This window comes from Amycolatopsis marina (assembly GCF_900111885.1).
Taxonomy (GTDB): domain Bacteria; phylum Actinomycetota; class Actinomycetes; order Mycobacteriales; family Pseudonocardiaceae; genus Amycolatopsis; species Amycolatopsis marina.
In genome coordinates, this window is the sequence record NZ_FOKG01000002.1 from 417,478 (window position 1) to 433,503 (window position 16,026).

At 67.3% G+C, this 16,026-nt stretch carries 13 protein-coding genes; 6 read left to right on the forward strand and 7 right to left on the reverse strand.

Features of this window, described 5'->3' with window-relative positions; all coding sequences use genetic code 11:
* Positions 1 to 114: 114 nt before the first annotated feature.
* Positions 115 to 1,305 carry a hypothetical protein gene (locus BM199_RS06130; RefSeq protein WP_091670753.1) on the forward strand — a complete coding sequence of 397 codons (1,191 nt, stop codon included), beginning with the start codon at positions 115 to 117 and terminating at the stop codon, positions 1,303 to 1,305.
* A 23-nt stretch (positions 1,306 to 1,328) separates the two neighbouring features.
* Here the strand turns inward: BM199_RS06130 and BM199_RS06135 are convergent, their stop codons facing one another.
* Complete coding sequence (locus BM199_RS06135) at positions 1,329 to 2,270, reverse strand: AraC family transcriptional regulator (protein ID WP_091670757.1); 942 nt, start codon at positions 2,268 to 2,270, stop codon at positions 1,329 to 1,331.
* An 88-nt stretch (positions 2,271 to 2,358) separates the two neighbouring features.
* Between BM199_RS06135 and BM199_RS06140 the strand changes: the two genes are divergently transcribed.
* The 4 genes from BM199_RS06140 (at position 2,359) to BM199_RS06155 (ending at position 7,592) form a co-directional block, all read left to right on the forward strand.
* A complete protein-coding gene (locus BM199_RS06140) occupies positions 2,359 to 3,219 on the forward strand; it encodes a Rossmann-fold NAD(P)-binding domain-containing protein (protein ID WP_091670994.1) in 861 nt (286 codons plus the stop codon).
* 2 nt (positions 3,220 to 3,221) lie between these two features.
* Positions 3,222 to 3,704, forward strand: a complete 483-nt coding sequence (locus BM199_RS06145; protein ID WP_091670759.1) for an anthrone oxygenase family protein — start codon at positions 3,222 to 3,224, stop codon at positions 3,702 to 3,704.
* A gap of 179 nt (positions 3,705 to 3,883) precedes the next feature.
* A complete protein-coding gene (locus tag BM199_RS06150) occupies positions 3,884 to 5,755 on the forward strand; it encodes a LamG-like jellyroll fold domain-containing protein (RefSeq protein WP_091670762.1) in 1,872 nt (623 codons plus the stop codon).
* Positions 5,756 to 5,999: 244 nt separating this feature from the next.
* Entirely contained in the window at positions 6,000 to 7,592 is a 1,593-nt protein-coding gene (locus BM199_RS06155) for an alanine/glycine:cation symporter family protein (RefSeq protein ID WP_091670765.1), read from the forward strand.
* An 83-nt stretch (positions 7,593 to 7,675) separates the two neighbouring features.
* On the opposite strand, the gene BM199_RS06160 is transcribed toward BM199_RS06155, so the two are convergent.
* From BM199_RS06160 to BM199_RS06185, 6 genes are all read right to left on the reverse strand, one after another.
* The gene (locus BM199_RS06160; RefSeq protein ID WP_091670768.1) at positions 7,676 to 8,515 is read right to left on the reverse strand and encodes a polysaccharide lyase family protein; all 840 of its coding nucleotides are present in this window, start codon (positions 8,513 to 8,515) and stop codon (positions 7,676 to 7,678) included.
* Entirely contained in the window at positions 8,515 to 10,047 is a 1,533-nt protein-coding gene (locus BM199_RS06165; protein WP_091670771.1) for an alkaline phosphatase D family protein, read from the reverse strand. Before BM199_RS06165 ends, BM199_RS06160 begins: the two co-directional genes overlap by 1 nt.
* Before the next feature lie 75 nt (positions 10,048 to 10,122).
* Positions 10,123 to 10,977, reverse strand: coding sequence for a carbohydrate ABC transporter permease (locus BM199_RS06170; protein WP_091670774.1), 855 nt, complete (start codon positions 10,975 to 10,977; stop codon positions 10,123 to 10,125).
* Positions 10,974 to 11,891: a carbohydrate ABC transporter permease gene (locus tag BM199_RS06175; protein WP_091670776.1), complete on the reverse strand. Its 918-nt coding sequence runs from the start codon at positions 11,889 to 11,891 to the stop codon at positions 10,974 to 10,976. The genes BM199_RS06170 and BM199_RS06175 overlap by 4 nt, the downstream gene beginning before the upstream one ends.
* Before the next feature lie 4 nt (positions 11,892 to 11,895).
* The gene (locus tag BM199_RS06180; RefSeq protein ID WP_091670779.1) at positions 11,896 to 13,173 is read right to left on the reverse strand and encodes an ABC transporter substrate-binding protein; all 1,278 of its coding nucleotides are present in this window, start codon (positions 13,171 to 13,173) and stop codon (positions 11,896 to 11,898) included.
* On the reverse strand, positions 13,170 to 14,450 hold the full coding sequence (locus BM199_RS06185) for a Gfo/Idh/MocA family protein (RefSeq protein ID WP_091670782.1): 1,281 nt from the start codon (positions 14,448 to 14,450) through the stop codon (positions 13,170 to 13,172). Before BM199_RS06185 ends, BM199_RS06180 begins: the two co-directional genes overlap by 4 nt.
* 95 nt (positions 14,451 to 14,545) lie before the next feature.
* Between BM199_RS06185 and BM199_RS06190 the strand changes: the two genes are divergently transcribed.
* A complete protein-coding gene (locus BM199_RS06190; protein ID WP_245788181.1) occupies positions 14,546 to 15,697 on the forward strand; it encodes an ROK family transcriptional regulator in 1,152 nt (383 codons plus the stop codon).
* Positions 15,698 to 16,026 lie beyond the last annotated feature (329 nt).

Here is a 16,026-nt window from a genome sequence, read left to right on the forward strand (position 1 = left end):
CCTTCTTTCGGCGGGAGGCGTACCTCAGTCCACAGTGCTCAGTTGCGGTGCCGAAGCCAATGCCTCGGCACAGGTGGCGTTTGCGGAGTAGCGGGAGCGGGTACCGCTGCCCGTGTGAGGACTGGAGAGAACGAGAACGCCGAGACCGGTGGGCCGCAGGCCGAAGGGTCCGGACGGGAGCGGGTGGTCATCGGCCTGATCTCGGATCCAGACCTGCCCGAGCTGGTCGCCCAGCAACTGGCCGACGACCTTCCGAAAGCCCTGGCCGACCGGGTGAGCGACCGGGTTCGCTGGCAGGTCGAACTGACGGCCGAACCGTTCGAGGCGATGGCACCGGACTTCGACCGGCTGATCGACAAGGCGCGCGAGCGGGTGCGGAACACGAACTGGGACTTCGCGGTGTGCATCACCGATGTACCGGTGCGCAGCGACAACCGATTCGTGCTCGCCGACGTCAGCGGAAAGGACGGCGTCACCCTGATCTCCCTGCCCGCCCTCGGCGGTTTAAGGCTGCGGCAGCGGGCCCGCGACACCGTCGTCCCGATCATCGACTTCCTCGCCACCAAGATCCCCCGGCCGGATGGTCGCCGCTCGCCGGACGTGCCGCGGCTGGACCGGAGCTTTCTCGAGATGGGGCACTCCACGAGCGTGCGCAAACCGGACGACGGTGACGTCACCGTCGAGATCGTCCGGAAGACCGGTTCCGGGATCATCCGGCTGCTGGCCGGGATGGTGCGGGCGAACCGGCCATGGCAACTGGTGCTCGGGTTGTCCACGGCACTGGCCGGGTCCCTGGCCGGTGTCGCGTTCGGTCTGCTGTACTCCAGCATCTGGCAACTCGCCACGGCGCTGAGCCCACTGCGGATGATCGGGGTCATCCTGGTGGCCATCGCCGCGTTGAGTACCTGGATCATCGCCGGCCACAGTCTCTGGGAGCGCCGCACGCTGCCCGGCGGCAGACGCTCCTCGGGCACCGGACTGCGGAACGCGGGCACCATACTCACCGTCACGCTGGGCACGGTCGCGTTCTTCCTGTCCTTGGTCCTGCTGGCGAGCGCCGCGGCCGCACTGATCATTCCACCGGACTTCCTCGCCCAGAACCTCGGCAGGCCGGCGGACTGGCAGGACTACCTGTCCGTGGCGATGATGGCCAGCGTGCTCGGCACGGTCGCCGGGGCAGTGGGCTCCGGCCTGGAGGACGACCAGACGGTCCGCAGGGCCACCTACGGCTACCGGGAGCAGGAGCGCTGGCGTGAGGTGACCCGCAAGGGGCACACGGGCGGAGGCGAGGATCCACAGCGGTGATGTGGTGTCCCGCCCGGCTCACCTCACCCGTCTGCAGTGGCGAGCCGGTACTGCGCGGGACTGACACCGTGCACTCGCTTGAACGCGGCGCTCAACGCGAAGGAACTGCCGTAGCCGACCTTTCTGGCGACGGCTCCGATGGTGACGTCCGGTTCCCGGAGCAGGTCGGCGGCCACGGCGAGCCGCCACCCGGCGAGGAAGGTCATCGGCGGTTCACCGACCAGTTCGGTGAACCTGCGGGCCAGCCCGGCGCGGGACGCTCCGGTCGCGGCCGCCAGTGTGGCCACGGTCCACGACTTCGCCGGATCGGCGTGCAGCAGGCGTAGCGCGTGGCCCACCAGCGGATCACCGAGGGCGCGGTACCAGGCAGGCGCCTCGGCTTCGGGCCGGGAGAACCAGGACCGCAGAACCGCGACGAGCAGCAGATCCAGCAGCCGGTCGAGGACGACCTCCTGGCCGGGCTCGTCCTTGACGATCTCGGTGTCGAGCAGCCGCAACAGCGGCGAGTCCCACGCCTCCCTCGGGTGCACGACCAGATCAGGCAACGCACCGAGCAGCCGCTGGCTCACGGCACCGCGCAGCTGGTAGGTGCCGATCAACATCACCGTCGAACCATCTGCGCAGTTGCCCCAGGTCCGCACGCCCAGATCCATCTCGGCCGACAGAGTTCCACCCCGCGGGTCGGTGCAGGTCTGTCCAGGATGGACGATCACCTGAGGCTGCGAGGTGAGATCGTCGGCGACGGTGTACGGCTCGGGGCCACGCAGGATGGCGAGGTCGCCGGGGCGTAACCTGCGTGGTTTCCCTTCCGTGGGCAGCACCCAGCTCATTCCCCGCATCATCGCCACGAGCGTGAGCGGGGCCTCGTCCTGCACCCGTATCGACCAAGGCGGCTCCATGACGCCACGGAGCAAGAAGGCGCCCCGTGCACGAGGCCCGTCCAGGAGACCGGCGAACACGTCCATGGGGGAAGCCTAGTGTCCTGGACGCGAAAACATGGATCCGAGCTTCTGGACCATGGACCGTCTCACTACCGCAGGTTTGACTGAGGTCATGCCGACCAACGAGACAACAACGAACAACCGCGCACCGGGCAGGACGCTCGTGCTTGGCGGTACGGGCAAGACCGGGAGCCGCGTCCTGCGGCGGCTGCGGGAGTTGGAGCTGCCTGCACGCGCCGGTTCCCGGTCCGGCGAGCCGCGGTTCGACTGGGCGGACCAGACGACCTGGGAACCCGTGCTGCGCGGCGTCACCTCGGCCTACCTGGCGTACTCGCCGGATGCCGGCTTTCCGGGAGCCGCCGACACGATCCGCTCGTTCGCGAAGCTGGCAGCGGAGTCCGGAGTCGAACGGCTGGTTTTGCTGAGCGGCCGGGGTGAGGCCGGGGCCCGGCGCAGCGAGCAGGCTGTGCGGGACTCCGGAACCGAGTGGACGGTCGTCCGGTCGAGCTTCTTCGCGCAGAACTTCAGTGAGGACTTCCTCGTCGACGGCGTGCGCACCGGTGTGGTCGCCTTCGCCGCGGCGGACGTAGGCGAACCGTTCATCGACGTCGAGGACATCGCGGAGGTCGCCACGGCGGCACTGACCGAGACCGGTCACGCGGGGCAGGTCTACGAGGTCACCGGCCCACGGCTGCTGACCTTCCCGGACGCCGTCGCGGAGATCGGCGAGGCCTGCGGGCGAACAATCGACTACCTGGCGCTCACACCGCGCGAGTTCGAGATCGGCATGGTCGAACAGGGGCTTCCGGCGGACTTCTCCGCGCAGTTGACAAGCCTGTTCCAGGACATTCTCGACGGCCCCAATGCCAGCCTCGCCGACGGTGTCCAGCGAGCACTCGGTCGAGAACCCCGTGACTTTGCCGACTATGCGCGCGACACCGCGGCGACCGGCGTCTGGAACCGAGGAACCTGAGCATGAACGAGTTTCTGCGCACCGCGACGCTTGTCGCGGCCACGATCTCGGCCGGCCTGCTGGCCGGGTTGTTCTACGCCTTCTCGATCGCCGTCATGCCTGGACTCCGCCGCAGTGCGGATCGTTCTTTCGTGGACGCGATGAGCCGGATCAACGTGGCGATCGTCAACCCCTGGTTCCTGCTCAGTTTCGTCGGTGCACCGTTGTTGACCGTCCTCACCGGAGTCCTCCACCTCGACAAGGGTGCCGCACTCGCCTGGATCGTGGCCGCGTTCGTGCTGGCCTTGGCGACTCTGGCCGTCACGGGGTGGGTCAACATCCCGCTCAACAACGCGCTCGGCTCGGCGGGGCCACCGGCGCGGATTTCCGACCCGGCAGCGGTGCGTTCCGCGTTCGAGACCAGGTGGGTCCGGTGGAACCATCTCCGCACCCTGACCTCGACGGGAGCGTTCGTCTGCCTTGCCTGCGCGCTCGTGACGGTCTGAGGATTCGAGCCCACAGAGGTCTGCACCAGTAAGCGGCCAGGGACTACCCAACGTCGATCTGCCGTGACCGCGAAGGCCGAACCTTCAGCCGGTGAGCCTCCCTCGTTCACCGTCCGGTCACAGCGTCGCCAGTTTCCGGCCGCAAGCTGACCGGCAGTCCTGACGTAGGGAGAATTTCCATGGTTGACGAGCCCCAGCCCCGCGACTTCGGGCGCCGCACGCTGCTGCAGGCCGCGATCGGCGCGCCGGTCGTCGTCGCCTCCACCACGGTCCTCAATGGAGCTGAAGCGAATGCGGCCGCTGCGGGCTCCGGCAAGGCGGATCCGCGAAGTCCCCGGTTCACCGTCGCCGTCCTGCCCGATACGCAGTACCTCATCGACGAGGGGGGTTCCGACCACGAACCGGTGCGGGAGACCCTGCGCTACCTGGTGCGGCAGCGAAAGTCCGACAACATCGTGTTCATGGCGCAGATCGGCGATGTCACCGAACACGGCAGCGAGCAGGAGATGCGGCTGGCCGATCAGGTTTTCCGTGCCATCGACGGGAAACTGCCGTACAGCGTGCTGACCGGAAATCACGACGTGCCCTCCGACACCGACGACCAGCGGGGCCCGACCCCGTACTTGCGGACTTTCGGCCCCGCGCGCTCCGCCCGGATGTCCACCTACGGCGGATCCTCGCCGGACGGGTACAACAGCTACCACATGATCGACGCGGGCGGGCGCCAGTGGCTGCTGCTCGCACTGGACTGGCGAGTGTCGGAGCAGGGCATGCGATGGGCTCAGCAGGTCATCGACCGGCACCGCACACTGCCCGCCATCCTGACCACCCACGATCTGGTGTGGGCCGACGAAGCGGGTTCGGCCCGGCTCTCAGGTCATGGTCAACGGCTGTGGGACGGGCTGATCCGCCGTAACGATCAGATCTTCCTCACAATCAACGGCCACTACTGGCCGCCGGGGCGCACCACCCTGACCAACGACCACGGCAACCCGGTTCACCTGCACCTCACGAACTACCAGGATCGCTACTACGGAGGTGCCGGCATGGTTCGGCTCTACTCCTTCGACCTCGCCCGCAACGTCGTCGACGTCGAGACGTTCTCGCCGTGGCTGCTCGCGCGCAGGCCGCAGGACCGGACCACGTTGGAAGCCGAGACCGTGGAACTCACCGGCGACGCCGACAGATTCAGCGTCGAGGTGGACTTCGACCAACGGTTCGCCGGTTTCGCCCCGCCAGCCGCACCGCCCGCTCGTCCCGCGGACGCGGTGCTGCCTCGTGGAACGGTGGCCTACTGGCGATTCGACCGCTCCGGGCTGGCAGGCACACCGGCCGACGGCGCACCGCTGCTCGCGGGCGCCGTCGCGCGCGACCTCAGTGGCAACGGCAACGATCTGACCGCGCGACGCCTGCACTCGAGCCCGGCGGAGGTGCTGACCTGGTCCGCCGAACACCACGTGGCGCAGCCCGCACATGCGAGCCTGCGTTTCGACGGCGGCCGGAACCCGGACCGGGGTGCGGTGCTGCGCACGGCGGCGCGCGCGCCGATCAACTCCATGACCTTCGAATCCGGCTACACGATCGAGACGTTCCTCAAACTGCCCGACCCGTTCGAGGGTGATCACGCTTTCATGGGAGTCCTGAGCTGGGAAGGACGCAGCGGGGACGCGGGCAAGACGGCGGGCTGGTCGCAGGACGAACCGACGTGCAGCCTCAACATCTCCGGAGAACGGTTCGTGCAGTACGTCGTCTACCCGAAGCACCGGGACGCCGACCCCACCTCGTGGAGCCATGCACTGCCGGTAGGCAGGTGGACACACATCGCAGTAGTGAACGACGGGCGACGAACGACCATGTACGTCGACGGGTCGAAGATCGCGCGCAATCCGGCCGAGGAGTCCAAGGGAATCGCCACCCTGGGCAAACCCTTCGCGCTCGGCGGCACCCAGTTCGCCGAGCGCTACGGCCAGGGCTTCTACGGTTGGATCGGGGATACCAGGATCGTGTCCCGGGCGCTGCGGCCCGAGGAGTTCATGACGTCTCTGCGGTGATTGCCCGACCGGCGTCGGTGCATTGTGGACAGTGTGCCGCCACCGGTGAACATCTGCCCGGAAGCTAGTCGGGCTGGTGACGAACGCACGGTTGTGGTTCGTTCGGCCACATCGATGCCACCTTCTCTGTCCAATCGCACAAGACCTCCGTGTCGTGGGCCACATACGGTGTCCCGAACACGAGTCACCAGTCCCAGCGAACACCGCAGGCCGCTGTGGTGCCGATGGGACAGAGGAGAGCGAGATGGACCAGCTAGCAACGATTCCGTTCGTGTCCGGCGGCGCACCACTGGCCGCAGAGGCGGCGGAGGAGAGCACGCTCGGGCGAATCGAAGCCACTATCAACGCAGCATTCGAACCGATTGCCCAAGGGCTCGGGGACTTCGTGTTCGCGGAGATCTCGGTCTTCGGGATCACCTTTCCCTGGATCGTGGCCTGGCTGGTCCTCGCGGGTGCGGTGTTCACGCTCTACCTGGGATTCATTCAGGTGCGCGGCCTCAAGCTGGCAATGCAGGTCGTCCGCGGCAAGCACAGCAAGGACAGCGATCCCGGCGAGATCACGCACTTCCAGGCCCTGAGTTCGGCCGTATCGGGAACCGTCGGCCTCGGCAACATCGCCGGAGTCGGTGTCGCGGTCACCATCGGTGGCGCCGGTGCCACTTTCTGGATGGTCCTCTGCGGACTCCTCGGAATGGCGTCCAAATTCGTCGAGTGCACACTCGGGGTGCGCTACCGGGACCACCACTCGGACGGGACCGTCTCCGGTGGACCGATGCAGTATCTGAGCAAGGGCATCGCGGAACGGCTGCACGGCGCCGGCGGCAAGCTCGTCGGCAGGGTGCTGGCGGTTCTCGCCGCCATCATGATCCTGTTCTTCGGGATCGGCGGCGGCAACATGTTCCAGGCCAACCAGACTGTCTCGCAGATCCGCAATGTCACCGGCGGCGAGGACGGTCCCCTCGCGGGCGGCGGTTCCGCGTTGATCCTGGGTATCGTGCTTGCCGTCGTCGTCGGCGCGGTCATCATCGGCGGCATCAGGGCCATCGGCAAGGTGACCAGCAGGCTGGTTCCGGCCATGGCGCTCGTGTACATCACCGCGTGCATGATCGTCATCCTGTTCAACATCACCGAGGTTCCCGCGGCGTTCGGTGAGATCTTCGCCGGCGCCTTCACCGGCGAGGGTGTCGTCGGTGGCGTGATCGGCGCGCTGATCGTCGGGTTCACCCGCGCCGCGTTCTCCAACGAGGCAGGACTGGGTTCGGCCCCGATCGCCCACTCCGCGGTGAAGACCAGGCATCCGGCCAGTGAGGGCCATGTCGCGCTGCTCGAGCCGTTCATCGACACCGTGGTCGTCTGCACGATGACGGCACTGACCATCGTCATCGCCAACAGTCAGGTCTGGAACGACGCCAAGGCCGCCTACTTCGCGGACGGAGAGACCATCGATGGGGTCACCGTCACCTCCTCGGCGTTCGAGACCGCACTGCCCTGGTTCCCGATCGTGCTTACCCTGGCCGTGGTGCTCTTCGCCATCTCGACGATGATCACCTGGGCCTACTACGGCCAGAAGGCCTGGACCTACCTGTTCGGCAAGAGCAAGTTCAGCGAGCGTTCCTACCAGCTCATGTTCTGCACCTTCATCGTGATCGGCTCGGTCCTGACGTTCGGCAGCGTGCTGGACTTCACCGATGCCGTGCTGTTCCTGCTCGCACTGATCAACATCATCGGCCTGTACCTGCTGGCCCCCGTGGTCAAGAAGGAACTGGCCCGGTTCCGCACGGCACTGCGTACCGGCGACGAGCGGGACACCCGCGAAACCGTGGACGAAGTGGTCTGACGGGGAACACCAGAGCTCCTTCCGGGCGGGTTCGACGCGCCGTCACCCGCCCGGAAGGTAGCACCGGACTGTCAGGGAGCCGGCTAGGGCGCGAACACACCCAGTGCGTCGTAGGCGTGCCACGATCCGGAGTTCTTCGCCAGGCTGAGCACGTTCTCCCCTGCGCGCAACCCGGATGCCGGCAGCGAGATCTCCACAATGGACGGGCGAAGTGGGTTTCCGGGCAGTGTCGCGTCGCCCTGCAGCGACCCCTTCGTCGCCCCCTTCTCCAGGGGCACGTCCGCCACCGTGGAATCGTTGCAGGAGACGGTGAGCGTGCCGGGAATGCTGGCATGGGTGTCGATCAGCCACACCGCGAGAACCAGGTCGTGCCCGGGGGCCGACGGCAGCCGGAAGCGCAGTCGGGACGTGTGTGCCCTGCTGCCTGCCCATCTGTCGGCGGGTCCGGGATGCAGGTACGGCCAGTCCGTACCTGGAGCGCTGACGCCGTGCGTGTAATCCGCACCGTTCGGAAAACGAGCCAGGTAGCTCGCATAGCCGGCCGGTGCCAGCGCCAGCTCCAAGCTCTTGCGGTCGAATTCGCCGATCACCGCGATCGGGGTGCCCGCGACGGTGACGGATTCGACCGTCCTCGCCCGCAGCGGCCCGGCCGGGTGGCTGCGCCGTCCGGCGGCATCGACGGTCATCACGCGGTAGTACCACGTCTGCCCACGCGGCCCGAGCCCCTCATGGCGTAGATGTGTGTCGATGGTCTTGCCGATCAGGTTCTCCGCCGTGGGGTGGAACCGCGGGTGCGTGGAGCCGTGTACGGCGAAATGATCGACGAGCGGGTGGTACGGGGACCGGATACCCCAGGTGACATCGATGCGGCCGATTCCGCTCTCCGCGTCCAGGTCGCGCACGGGAGCCACGTTCGCGTTCATCAGCCCTCCCGCTTGAGTCCGGGGGTGCCCGCTTCCGTCACGAACCGGGCCACGGTGGAGACCGGTGCCGTGTCGTCGCGGCGGACGTGGTCCACGACCTTGAACCGCGAACTCAGCTGTTCCGGCGTCATCGTGCAGTGCACGTACCCCCTGCGGCCGTCGTAGAACTTGACGTGTGGATTGCTCAGCCACAGGTCCGTGTAGTTGTCCGTGGGTGCGCCGTCGCCGTCGGAACCGACAGAGGTGACCACGAGTTCGCTGCCAATCGTGGCCGAGCCCGGATCGGTGAAGTCCGCCTTCAGTTCCGCCGCGACGTGCCGGTGGATGTCCCCGCTCAGCACGACCAGGTTGTCGACTCCGAAGCGGCGCACGGCGTCGAAGACCCGGTCCCGGTTGGCGGCGAAGCCGTCCCACTGGTCCATGCTGAACGTCTTGCCCGGCCCCATGTCCCGGTCGATCTGCGCCATGACCACCTGCTGTGCCAGCACGTTCCAGGTGCTGCCCGATCTCCGTAACCCGTCGACCAGCCAGCGCTCCTGCTCGGCGCCGAGGATCGAGCGGCTCGGGTCTGTGCGTTCGGCCTGGTCCTCGGGGAAGTTGTCCCGGTACTGCCGGGTGTCCAGCACGTGGAAGTCGGCCAGTCGGCCCCAGCCCATCCGCCGGTACAGCCGCATGTCCGGCCCTCGGGGAATCGCCTTGCGCCGCAACGGCATGTTCTCGTAGTAGGCCCGGTAGGCCACCGCCCGCTGGCGGGCGAAGTCCTCCCGGGATATCCCGTACTGCGAGTTCAGCCCGGCGTAGTTGTTCTGCACCTCGTGGTCGTCCCAGGTCGTCACCCATGGCGCTCGCGCGTGCGCCCGCTGCAGGTGCGGATCGCTCTTGAACAGCGAGTAGCGCAGGCGGTACTGCTCCAGTGTCCGCACCTCGGCGTCGTGTCCCGGCCCCAGGGACACTCCTTCGCGCCAGAGATTGCCGGAGTTGATGGCGTACTCGTAGATGTAGTCCCCGAGGAAGAACACCACGTCCAACTCCTCCTCCGCGAGGTGCCGGTACGCGGTGAAGTGCCCGTGGTACCAGGCCTGGCAGGACGCCATCGCAAAGGAAAGCGAGTCAACTCCGGCGCGGGTGTCGGGGGCGGTACGGGTGCGGCCTACCGGGCTGATCTCGTTGCCCGCACGGAAACGATAGAAGTACTCCCGTCCTGGGCGCAGGCCCTCGACCTCCGGATGCACCGAGTGGGCGAGTTCGGGCGTCGCGACGGCCCTTCCCCTGCGCACCACCCTGGAGAACCGTTCGTCCTCGGCCACTTCGTAGTGCACATGGACCGGGCGGGACGGCATTCCACCATGGCCGTCCTCGGCCAGCGGCCGAGGCGCCAAGCGGGTCCACAGTGCGACGCCGTGCGGCTCGGGATCACCGGAGGCGACGCCGAGCTGGAAGGGGTCCGCGGGGACGGCACCTCCCACGGGAGTCCCTGCGCCCGCGGGAACACCCGAACCGGCGGCCACCGCCGCGGCACTGACGCCTGCCATGGTGAGGAAGGACCTCCTGCTGGGCAGGAAGCCGCTGGGTCTGTCACTCACTGGTGCGCTCCAATCTCGGATCCTCTACTTCACGCCGCCGGAGGTGAGCCCGGCAACGATCCGCCGCTGGAACAACAGCACCGCGATCACCAACGGCACGGTTGCGATCACCCCGGCGGCCATCTTCGTCCCAAATGGACTGTCGTGTCCGGAGAAGCCGACGAACTGCGAGATCCGCACGGTCGCGGTCTGCATCTCCGGCAGGTTCACCATCGTCAGCGCGATGATGAACTCGTTCCACGCCACGACGAACACGATGATCGCGGTCGTGAAGACCCCGGGAACGGCGATCGGCAGGATCACCTTCCGGAACGCCTGTCCCCGGCTGCATCCGTCCACTCGAGCCGCCTCCTCGAGCTCCGCGGGCAACTGCCGGAAGAACGTGGTCAGGTACCAGATCGCCAGTGGCAGGGCGAAGGACAGGTTCGGCACGATCATCGACTGGTAAGTGTTGATCCAGCCGATGTCCGTGAACAGCTTCAACAGGGGCACGAGCAGTGAAATCCCGGGAAACATCGAGGTGGCGATGACCACCGCGAGGACGGCGTTCTTGAACCGGAAGGTCAGCCGGGCGAGTGCGTACGCCGCGAACGTCGCGAGCACCACGGTCCCGATCGTGGTCACCCCGGCGACGACGAAGCTGTTCAGCAGCGCCCTGCCGAACTCGTTGTCACCGCTGAACACCGCCCGGTAGTTCTCCAGCGACCACGGCGACGGCAGGGCCGACATGTCGAAGATGTCGTTGGTGCGCCGAAAACTCGACACGACCATCCAGTAGAACGGAGCGAGGCAGTAGGCGACGATCACCGCGACACCGAGATACGGCAGCCAGCGCCGAGCTCGTCCCGCCCGCGGTCGCGTGTTCACCCGTGTGCTCATCCGGCCATCCCCGCCTGCCGCTGGGCGCGCCGCTCACCGAGCAGGTCGGCACCGAGCAACCGGACGAACACGAAGGCCACGATCGCGACATACACGAACAGCAGAACCGCGTACGCCGCCGCGGGCCCGTAGCGGACCTGGTTGGCCTCGTCCCACGCCAGCATCGACAACGTCTCCACCGATCCCTTCTGCGGACCGATCAGCACGAACGGCAGGTCGAACATCCGCAACGCGTCCAACAGCCGGAACAGCACCGCGACGAGCAGCGCGGGCCGGACCAGGGGCAGGGTCACGCGGCGGAACTGCTGCCACGCGGTCGCCCCGTCCAATCGAGCGGCCTCGTAGACGTCACCGGGAATGAGCTGCAGACCGGCGAGCACGAGCAGGCCCACGAACGGCGCCGTCTTCCACGTGTCGGCGATGATCACGGCGAGTTTGGCCGGCCAGCCGTCGGAGGTCCACAGCAACTCGGTACCGAGCACCGAGTTCGCGACTCCGTCGGCCTGGAAGATCCAGCGCCACAACAGCCCTGCGACCGCGGTGGGAACCGCCCATGGGACCAGGATCGAGGCTCGCACCAGGCCACGGCCGCGCATGGCCCGGTGCATCACGACGGCCATCGCGGTACCGATCACGACCTCGGCCGTGACCGTGGTGACGGTGAACAGCGTGGTGTTCGCGAACGCGTTCCAGAACCGCTCGCCCGCCGGTCCCAGTGCGTTCGTGAAGTTGTCCAGGCCGACGAACCTGTCGCCGGACACGACGAACCCGGACTCGTCGAGCTCGTCACCACTGCGGTACAACGACTCGCGTAGCGCGGCCAGCAACGGGTAGCCGACCACCAGCCCGAGTACGAGGAAGGTCGGCGACAGCAGTAGCGCTGCCGTCCTCCCGGCGCGTGCGACGGTGGTCATCTGCTCAGGAGTCCTGGGCGATCTCGGTCAGCTGTTGCTGCATTGTCGACAGTGCCTGGTCCACCGAGATGTCTCCGTTGAGCGCCGCGTAGACGTTCTCCTGGATGCTGGCGGAGGCGTCTCCGTATCGGACAAGCGACGGCCGAGGCACGGCGTTGTCGATGGCCTCGGCCAGCACGGGGAGGTAGGGGTACTGCTCCCGCAGTTCCGGGTCCTCGTAGATGGCCGACCTGGTCATCGGGTAGGCCGATCCTTCCGCGTGCGTGCGCTGGGTGGGCTGGCTGGTCAGATAGGCGATGAAGTCCCGTGCGGTCGCCTGCTTGGCGGAGAACGACGAGACCGCGAGGTTGTTCCCGCCGAGCGTGGCAGCGCCGGGACCGGAGGCACCCGGCAGCACCGAAACGTCGAACTTGCCCGCCACCTCGGACGATCCGTCCTCCGCGTTCATCAGCGCGTAGATGTACGCCCAGTTGCGATGGAAGACGAGATCGCCCTGCTGGAACGCCCTGCGGCCCTCCTCCTCCTTGAAGGTGATGGCCTCCTGTGGGAACAAGCCGCTGCTGAAGCCGTTCACCAGGAATTCGAGGCCGGCCTTGGCCGCCGGGGTGTCGAGCTGCGGGTTGCCCTTGTCGTCGGTGACCTGTCCACCGGCCGAACCGACGGCCTCGGAGAAGTTCACCGTCAGGCCCTCGTACTTGTCGAACTGGCCCGCGTAGCAGGAGGCGTCCTTGGCCTCCGGCAGTGCGAGCACCTTCTGACAGACGGACTCGACCTCAGACCAGGTCTCCGGGACTTCGACTCCCGCCTTATCCAGCAGGTCCTTGCGGTAGTAGAGCATTCCGGCACCGGTGAAGTGTGGAATCGAGTAGAGCTTGTCCCGGTACTTCGAGCCTTCGAGCGGGGTGTCGATGAAACCGTCCACATCGAACTGCTCCGGTGGCAGTTCGGTGACCCATCTGCGAGCCGCGAACTCGGCCGTCCACGGCAGGTCGATGGTGATGACGTCGTATGCGTCGGACTTCGTCTGCGCCTGCTGGACGAGTTGCTGCCGCTGGCCGTCGGCTCCTTCGGGAAGGTCGACGATCGTGACCTTTTCTTCCGGATGCTCGGCATTCCAGGCTCGCACCAGCTCCGGCACGGTACCGGTGCCGTCCTTGAGGGTCGCGAATGTGATGGGCCCCCGCCCCTCGGTCGCGGCCGAGTCGGATTCCGCGGTCTCACCACCACACGCCGTGGCGACGAACGCGCTGACCGCGAGCGTCGCGATCACTGCCTTTCTCATCCTGCTACCTCCGGTGCTGTTGCTGGTGCTTCCGTCAGCTGAACGACCGTTCCCGTGCGGCGAGACCGTTCCGCGGCCCAGACCAGTCGATGGGTCTCGAGGCTGCCCCGGCCACTTGTCAGGATCTTGGTCGAGTCCCCACTGGCCACGGCCGCGACGAAGGCGTCGACGATTCCCTGATCACCGCCGCCGTGCCCGTCGTCTGCCGTGGCGCCTCCCGCCTGGGTGTCGACGACCTCGGTTCCGTTGAGGAAGTCGTGCAGCGTGATCCTTTCCCCGTCGCCCTCGATGGAGCCGCGGGTGCCGAAGATGCGCGTCTTGCGGTGGCTTACCGGGGCGAAGGCGGTCATGGTGAAGGACGCGGTCACGCCGTCGGTGTACTCGATGTCGACCACCTGGTGGTCCACGACGTCGTTGTCACAGGCGTAGACACAACGCCCGTATGGACCGTCGCGCAGGGCCGCCCATACGCCCGCCTCGCTGCGGTCGTCGGTGATCACCGACAGCGGCCAGGTCCGCTCCGGCTGCTTCACCAGCGGCAGGTAGATCCGCAGCGCCGAGTAGGGACAGGAGGCTTCCACCTCGCACTCGACGCACCGATCCGCCGCGCCCGCAGGCTTGCGCTCCGGACGGAACTCGTAGAGCCCGCCGAACGAGGAAACCCGGACGGCGGGTCTGCCGATGATGAATGCCAGCCAGTCCAGGTCATGACAGGACTTGGCCATCAGCATGAATGTCGACTCGTCCTCCCGCCGCCAGTTCCCCCGCACGTAGGAATGGGCGTGGTGCCACCAGCCGACGGGCTCGAGGTGCTCCACACTCACCACGTCACCGATGCGTCCACTGTCCACTATGTCCTTCAGGGCCCTGGAGTACGGCGTGTACCGAAGGACGTGGCAGACGGCGAGCATGACTCCGGCTTCCTCCGCCGCACGCACGAGCCGGACGGCGTCAGCCTCCGTGGTCGCCATCGGCTTCTCCAGCAGCAGGTGGTAACCCCGGCGGGCGAGTTCGATGGCCGGCTCCACATGCGCCCTGTCCTGGGTCGCGATCACCGCGATATCCGCGACCTTCGGCCGGGTGACCAGCTCGCGCCAGTCGTGAAAGACCGATTCGGCGGGGATGTCGTGCTCCCGAGCGAGCTCGTTCCTGGCCTGCTGCCGTGGCTCGGCCACGGCGACGACGCGTGCCGGATGCCTGCCCCTGGCAGCACAGGCGGCGTAGGTGCTGCCCCGGGAACCAGCCCCGACGATCGCGATGGTCACCGGCCTCGACACGCGGGCCCTCCCCATGGGTCGTATTATTAATGAAACTTCTTTTAATTAGTCTGCGATGGTCTACCATTCCGCTCGTCGGCGGTCAAGGGAGTGTTGTGTCGAAACCACGTGCAACCAGCGGCGATCAGTCCTTGTTGCGGCTGATCAACTCGGTCGCGGTGCTGTCCGCGTTGCGCGAGTCGAGCCCGGCCACCCTCACGGACATGGCCGCGAGCACCGGCCTCTCCCGGCCGACGGTGGAGGCGGCGATCGCGGATCTGGTCGAGCAGGGATGGGCCTCGGAACTGCAGGCGGAAGCCGAACGCCGGGTCGGACGCCCAGCGCGCCGGTACGTCTTCCGCGCGGACAGCGGGTACGTGCTCGGTTTCGACGTCGGCGCGCACCGCGTCCTCGGCAGGCTCGCGGATCTCAACGGACGGACCATCCACACGCACGAGACACAGGTCGACCCGCAACTCGACGCCGAGAGCAGGGTCGCCGTGGTACGCAAAGTGGCGGCGAAGTGCCTGGCCGCCGGACGCGTCGAGCGCTCCCGGCTGATGGCCGTGGGCGTGGGCAGCCCCGGCATCATTGACGCGGACGGAAACGTGACCGTCTCGACGGTGCTCCCCGGCTGGGTCGGGCTTCCGCTGGCACGCAAGCTCTCGCGCTCGTTCCACTGCACCGTTCTCGTGGACAACGACGCCAACCTGGCCGCCATGGCCGAACGCGGACACGGCGTCGCCCAGGACGTCGACGACCTGATCTACCTGCTGATCGGCCGTCGGATCGGCGCCGGACTCGTTCTCGGCGGCCGGGTGCACCGTGGTTTCGGCGGCGCCGCGGGCGAGATCGGCCTACTCGATCCACAGAAATGGGAACGTTGCAGGGAGCTGCTCCTCGGACCCGCCACGACCGAATCCCTCACCGACCGCCACCACGAGGTCACCGACCGGATCATCACCGCGGCCCGCGCCGGTGACGCGGGCGCACTCACGATCATCGACGACTTCTGCGCCGTGCTCGCCCAGCACGCCGCCGCGATGACCCTGACCGTCGACCCGGAGATGATCATCATCGGTGGCGGCCTCGCCGCCGCAGGCGACCTGCTCCTGCCCAGGCTCCGCACCCACATCGACCGTGTCTGCATTCGCACCCCCCGAATCGAAGCCTCCACCATCGGCCAGGAAGCCGTCGTACTCGGCGCCGTCCAACTCGCACTGCACTCCGCCGACGAAGCACTCCACCAACAAGCCGCCCCCACCTGACTTTGCACTTTGTGCGCGGGTGTTTGCGGTTTGTGCGCGGGTGTTTGCGGTTTGTGCGCGGGTGTTTGCGGTTTGTGCGCGTTTTCGGGGGTGGGGTGGTGGGGTTTCGGGCTCGCCTTCGGCGCGCCCTGCGCAATTGTCGCTCCACGCATCACCCTTTCGGAGTGGCCGGTAGCGCCAATTACCCAGGGAACGAGACCGGCTGCGCCGGTTTCTGTCGGGCCCCCTCCATACAATTGTGGGGTGACTAGTTCAGGGGGAAACGTGGTGGTGCCGGGGCTTTCCCGGCGAAGATCGATCCTGTTTGGGCGGCTGCAGTCTGTGGAGCG

Coding starts and splice junctions, on each gene's coding strand:
- BM199_RS06145 (WP_091670759.1), top strand. CDS start 3,222: ATGAACGAGTTTCTGCGCACCGCGACGCTTGTCGCGGCCACGATCTCG.
- BM199_RS06175 (WP_091670776.1), bottom strand. CDS start 11,891: ATGACCACCGTCGCACGCGCCGGGAGGACGGCAGCGCTACTGCTGTCG.
- BM199_RS06180 (WP_091670779.1), bottom strand. CDS start 13,173: ATGAGAAAGGCAGTGATCGCGACGCTCGCGGTCAGCGCGTTCGTCGCC.
- BM199_RS06155 (WP_091670765.1), top strand. CDS start 6,000: ATGGACCAGCTAGCAACGATTCCGTTCGTGTCCGGCGGCGCACCACTG.
- BM199_RS06170 (WP_091670774.1), bottom strand. CDS start 10,977: ATGAGCACACGGGTGAACACGCGACCGCGGGCGGGACGAGCTCGGCGC.
- BM199_RS06160 (WP_091670768.1), bottom strand. CDS start 8,515: ATGAACGCGAACGTGGCTCCCGTGCGCGACCTGGACGCGGAGAGCGGA.
- BM199_RS06165 (WP_091670771.1), bottom strand. CDS start 10,047: ATGGCAGGCGTCAGTGCCGCGGCGGTGGCCGCCGGTTCGGGTGTTCCC.
- BM199_RS06140 (WP_091670994.1), top strand. CDS start 2,359: ATGCCGACCAACGAGACAACAACGAACAACCGCGCACCGGGCAGGACG.
- BM199_RS06150 (WP_091670762.1), top strand. CDS start 3,884: ATGGTTGACGAGCCCCAGCCCCGCGACTTCGGGCGCCGCACGCTGCTG.
- BM199_RS06135 (WP_091670757.1), bottom strand. CDS start 2,270: ATGGACGTGTTCGCCGGTCTCCTGGACGGGCCTCGTGCACGGGGCGCC.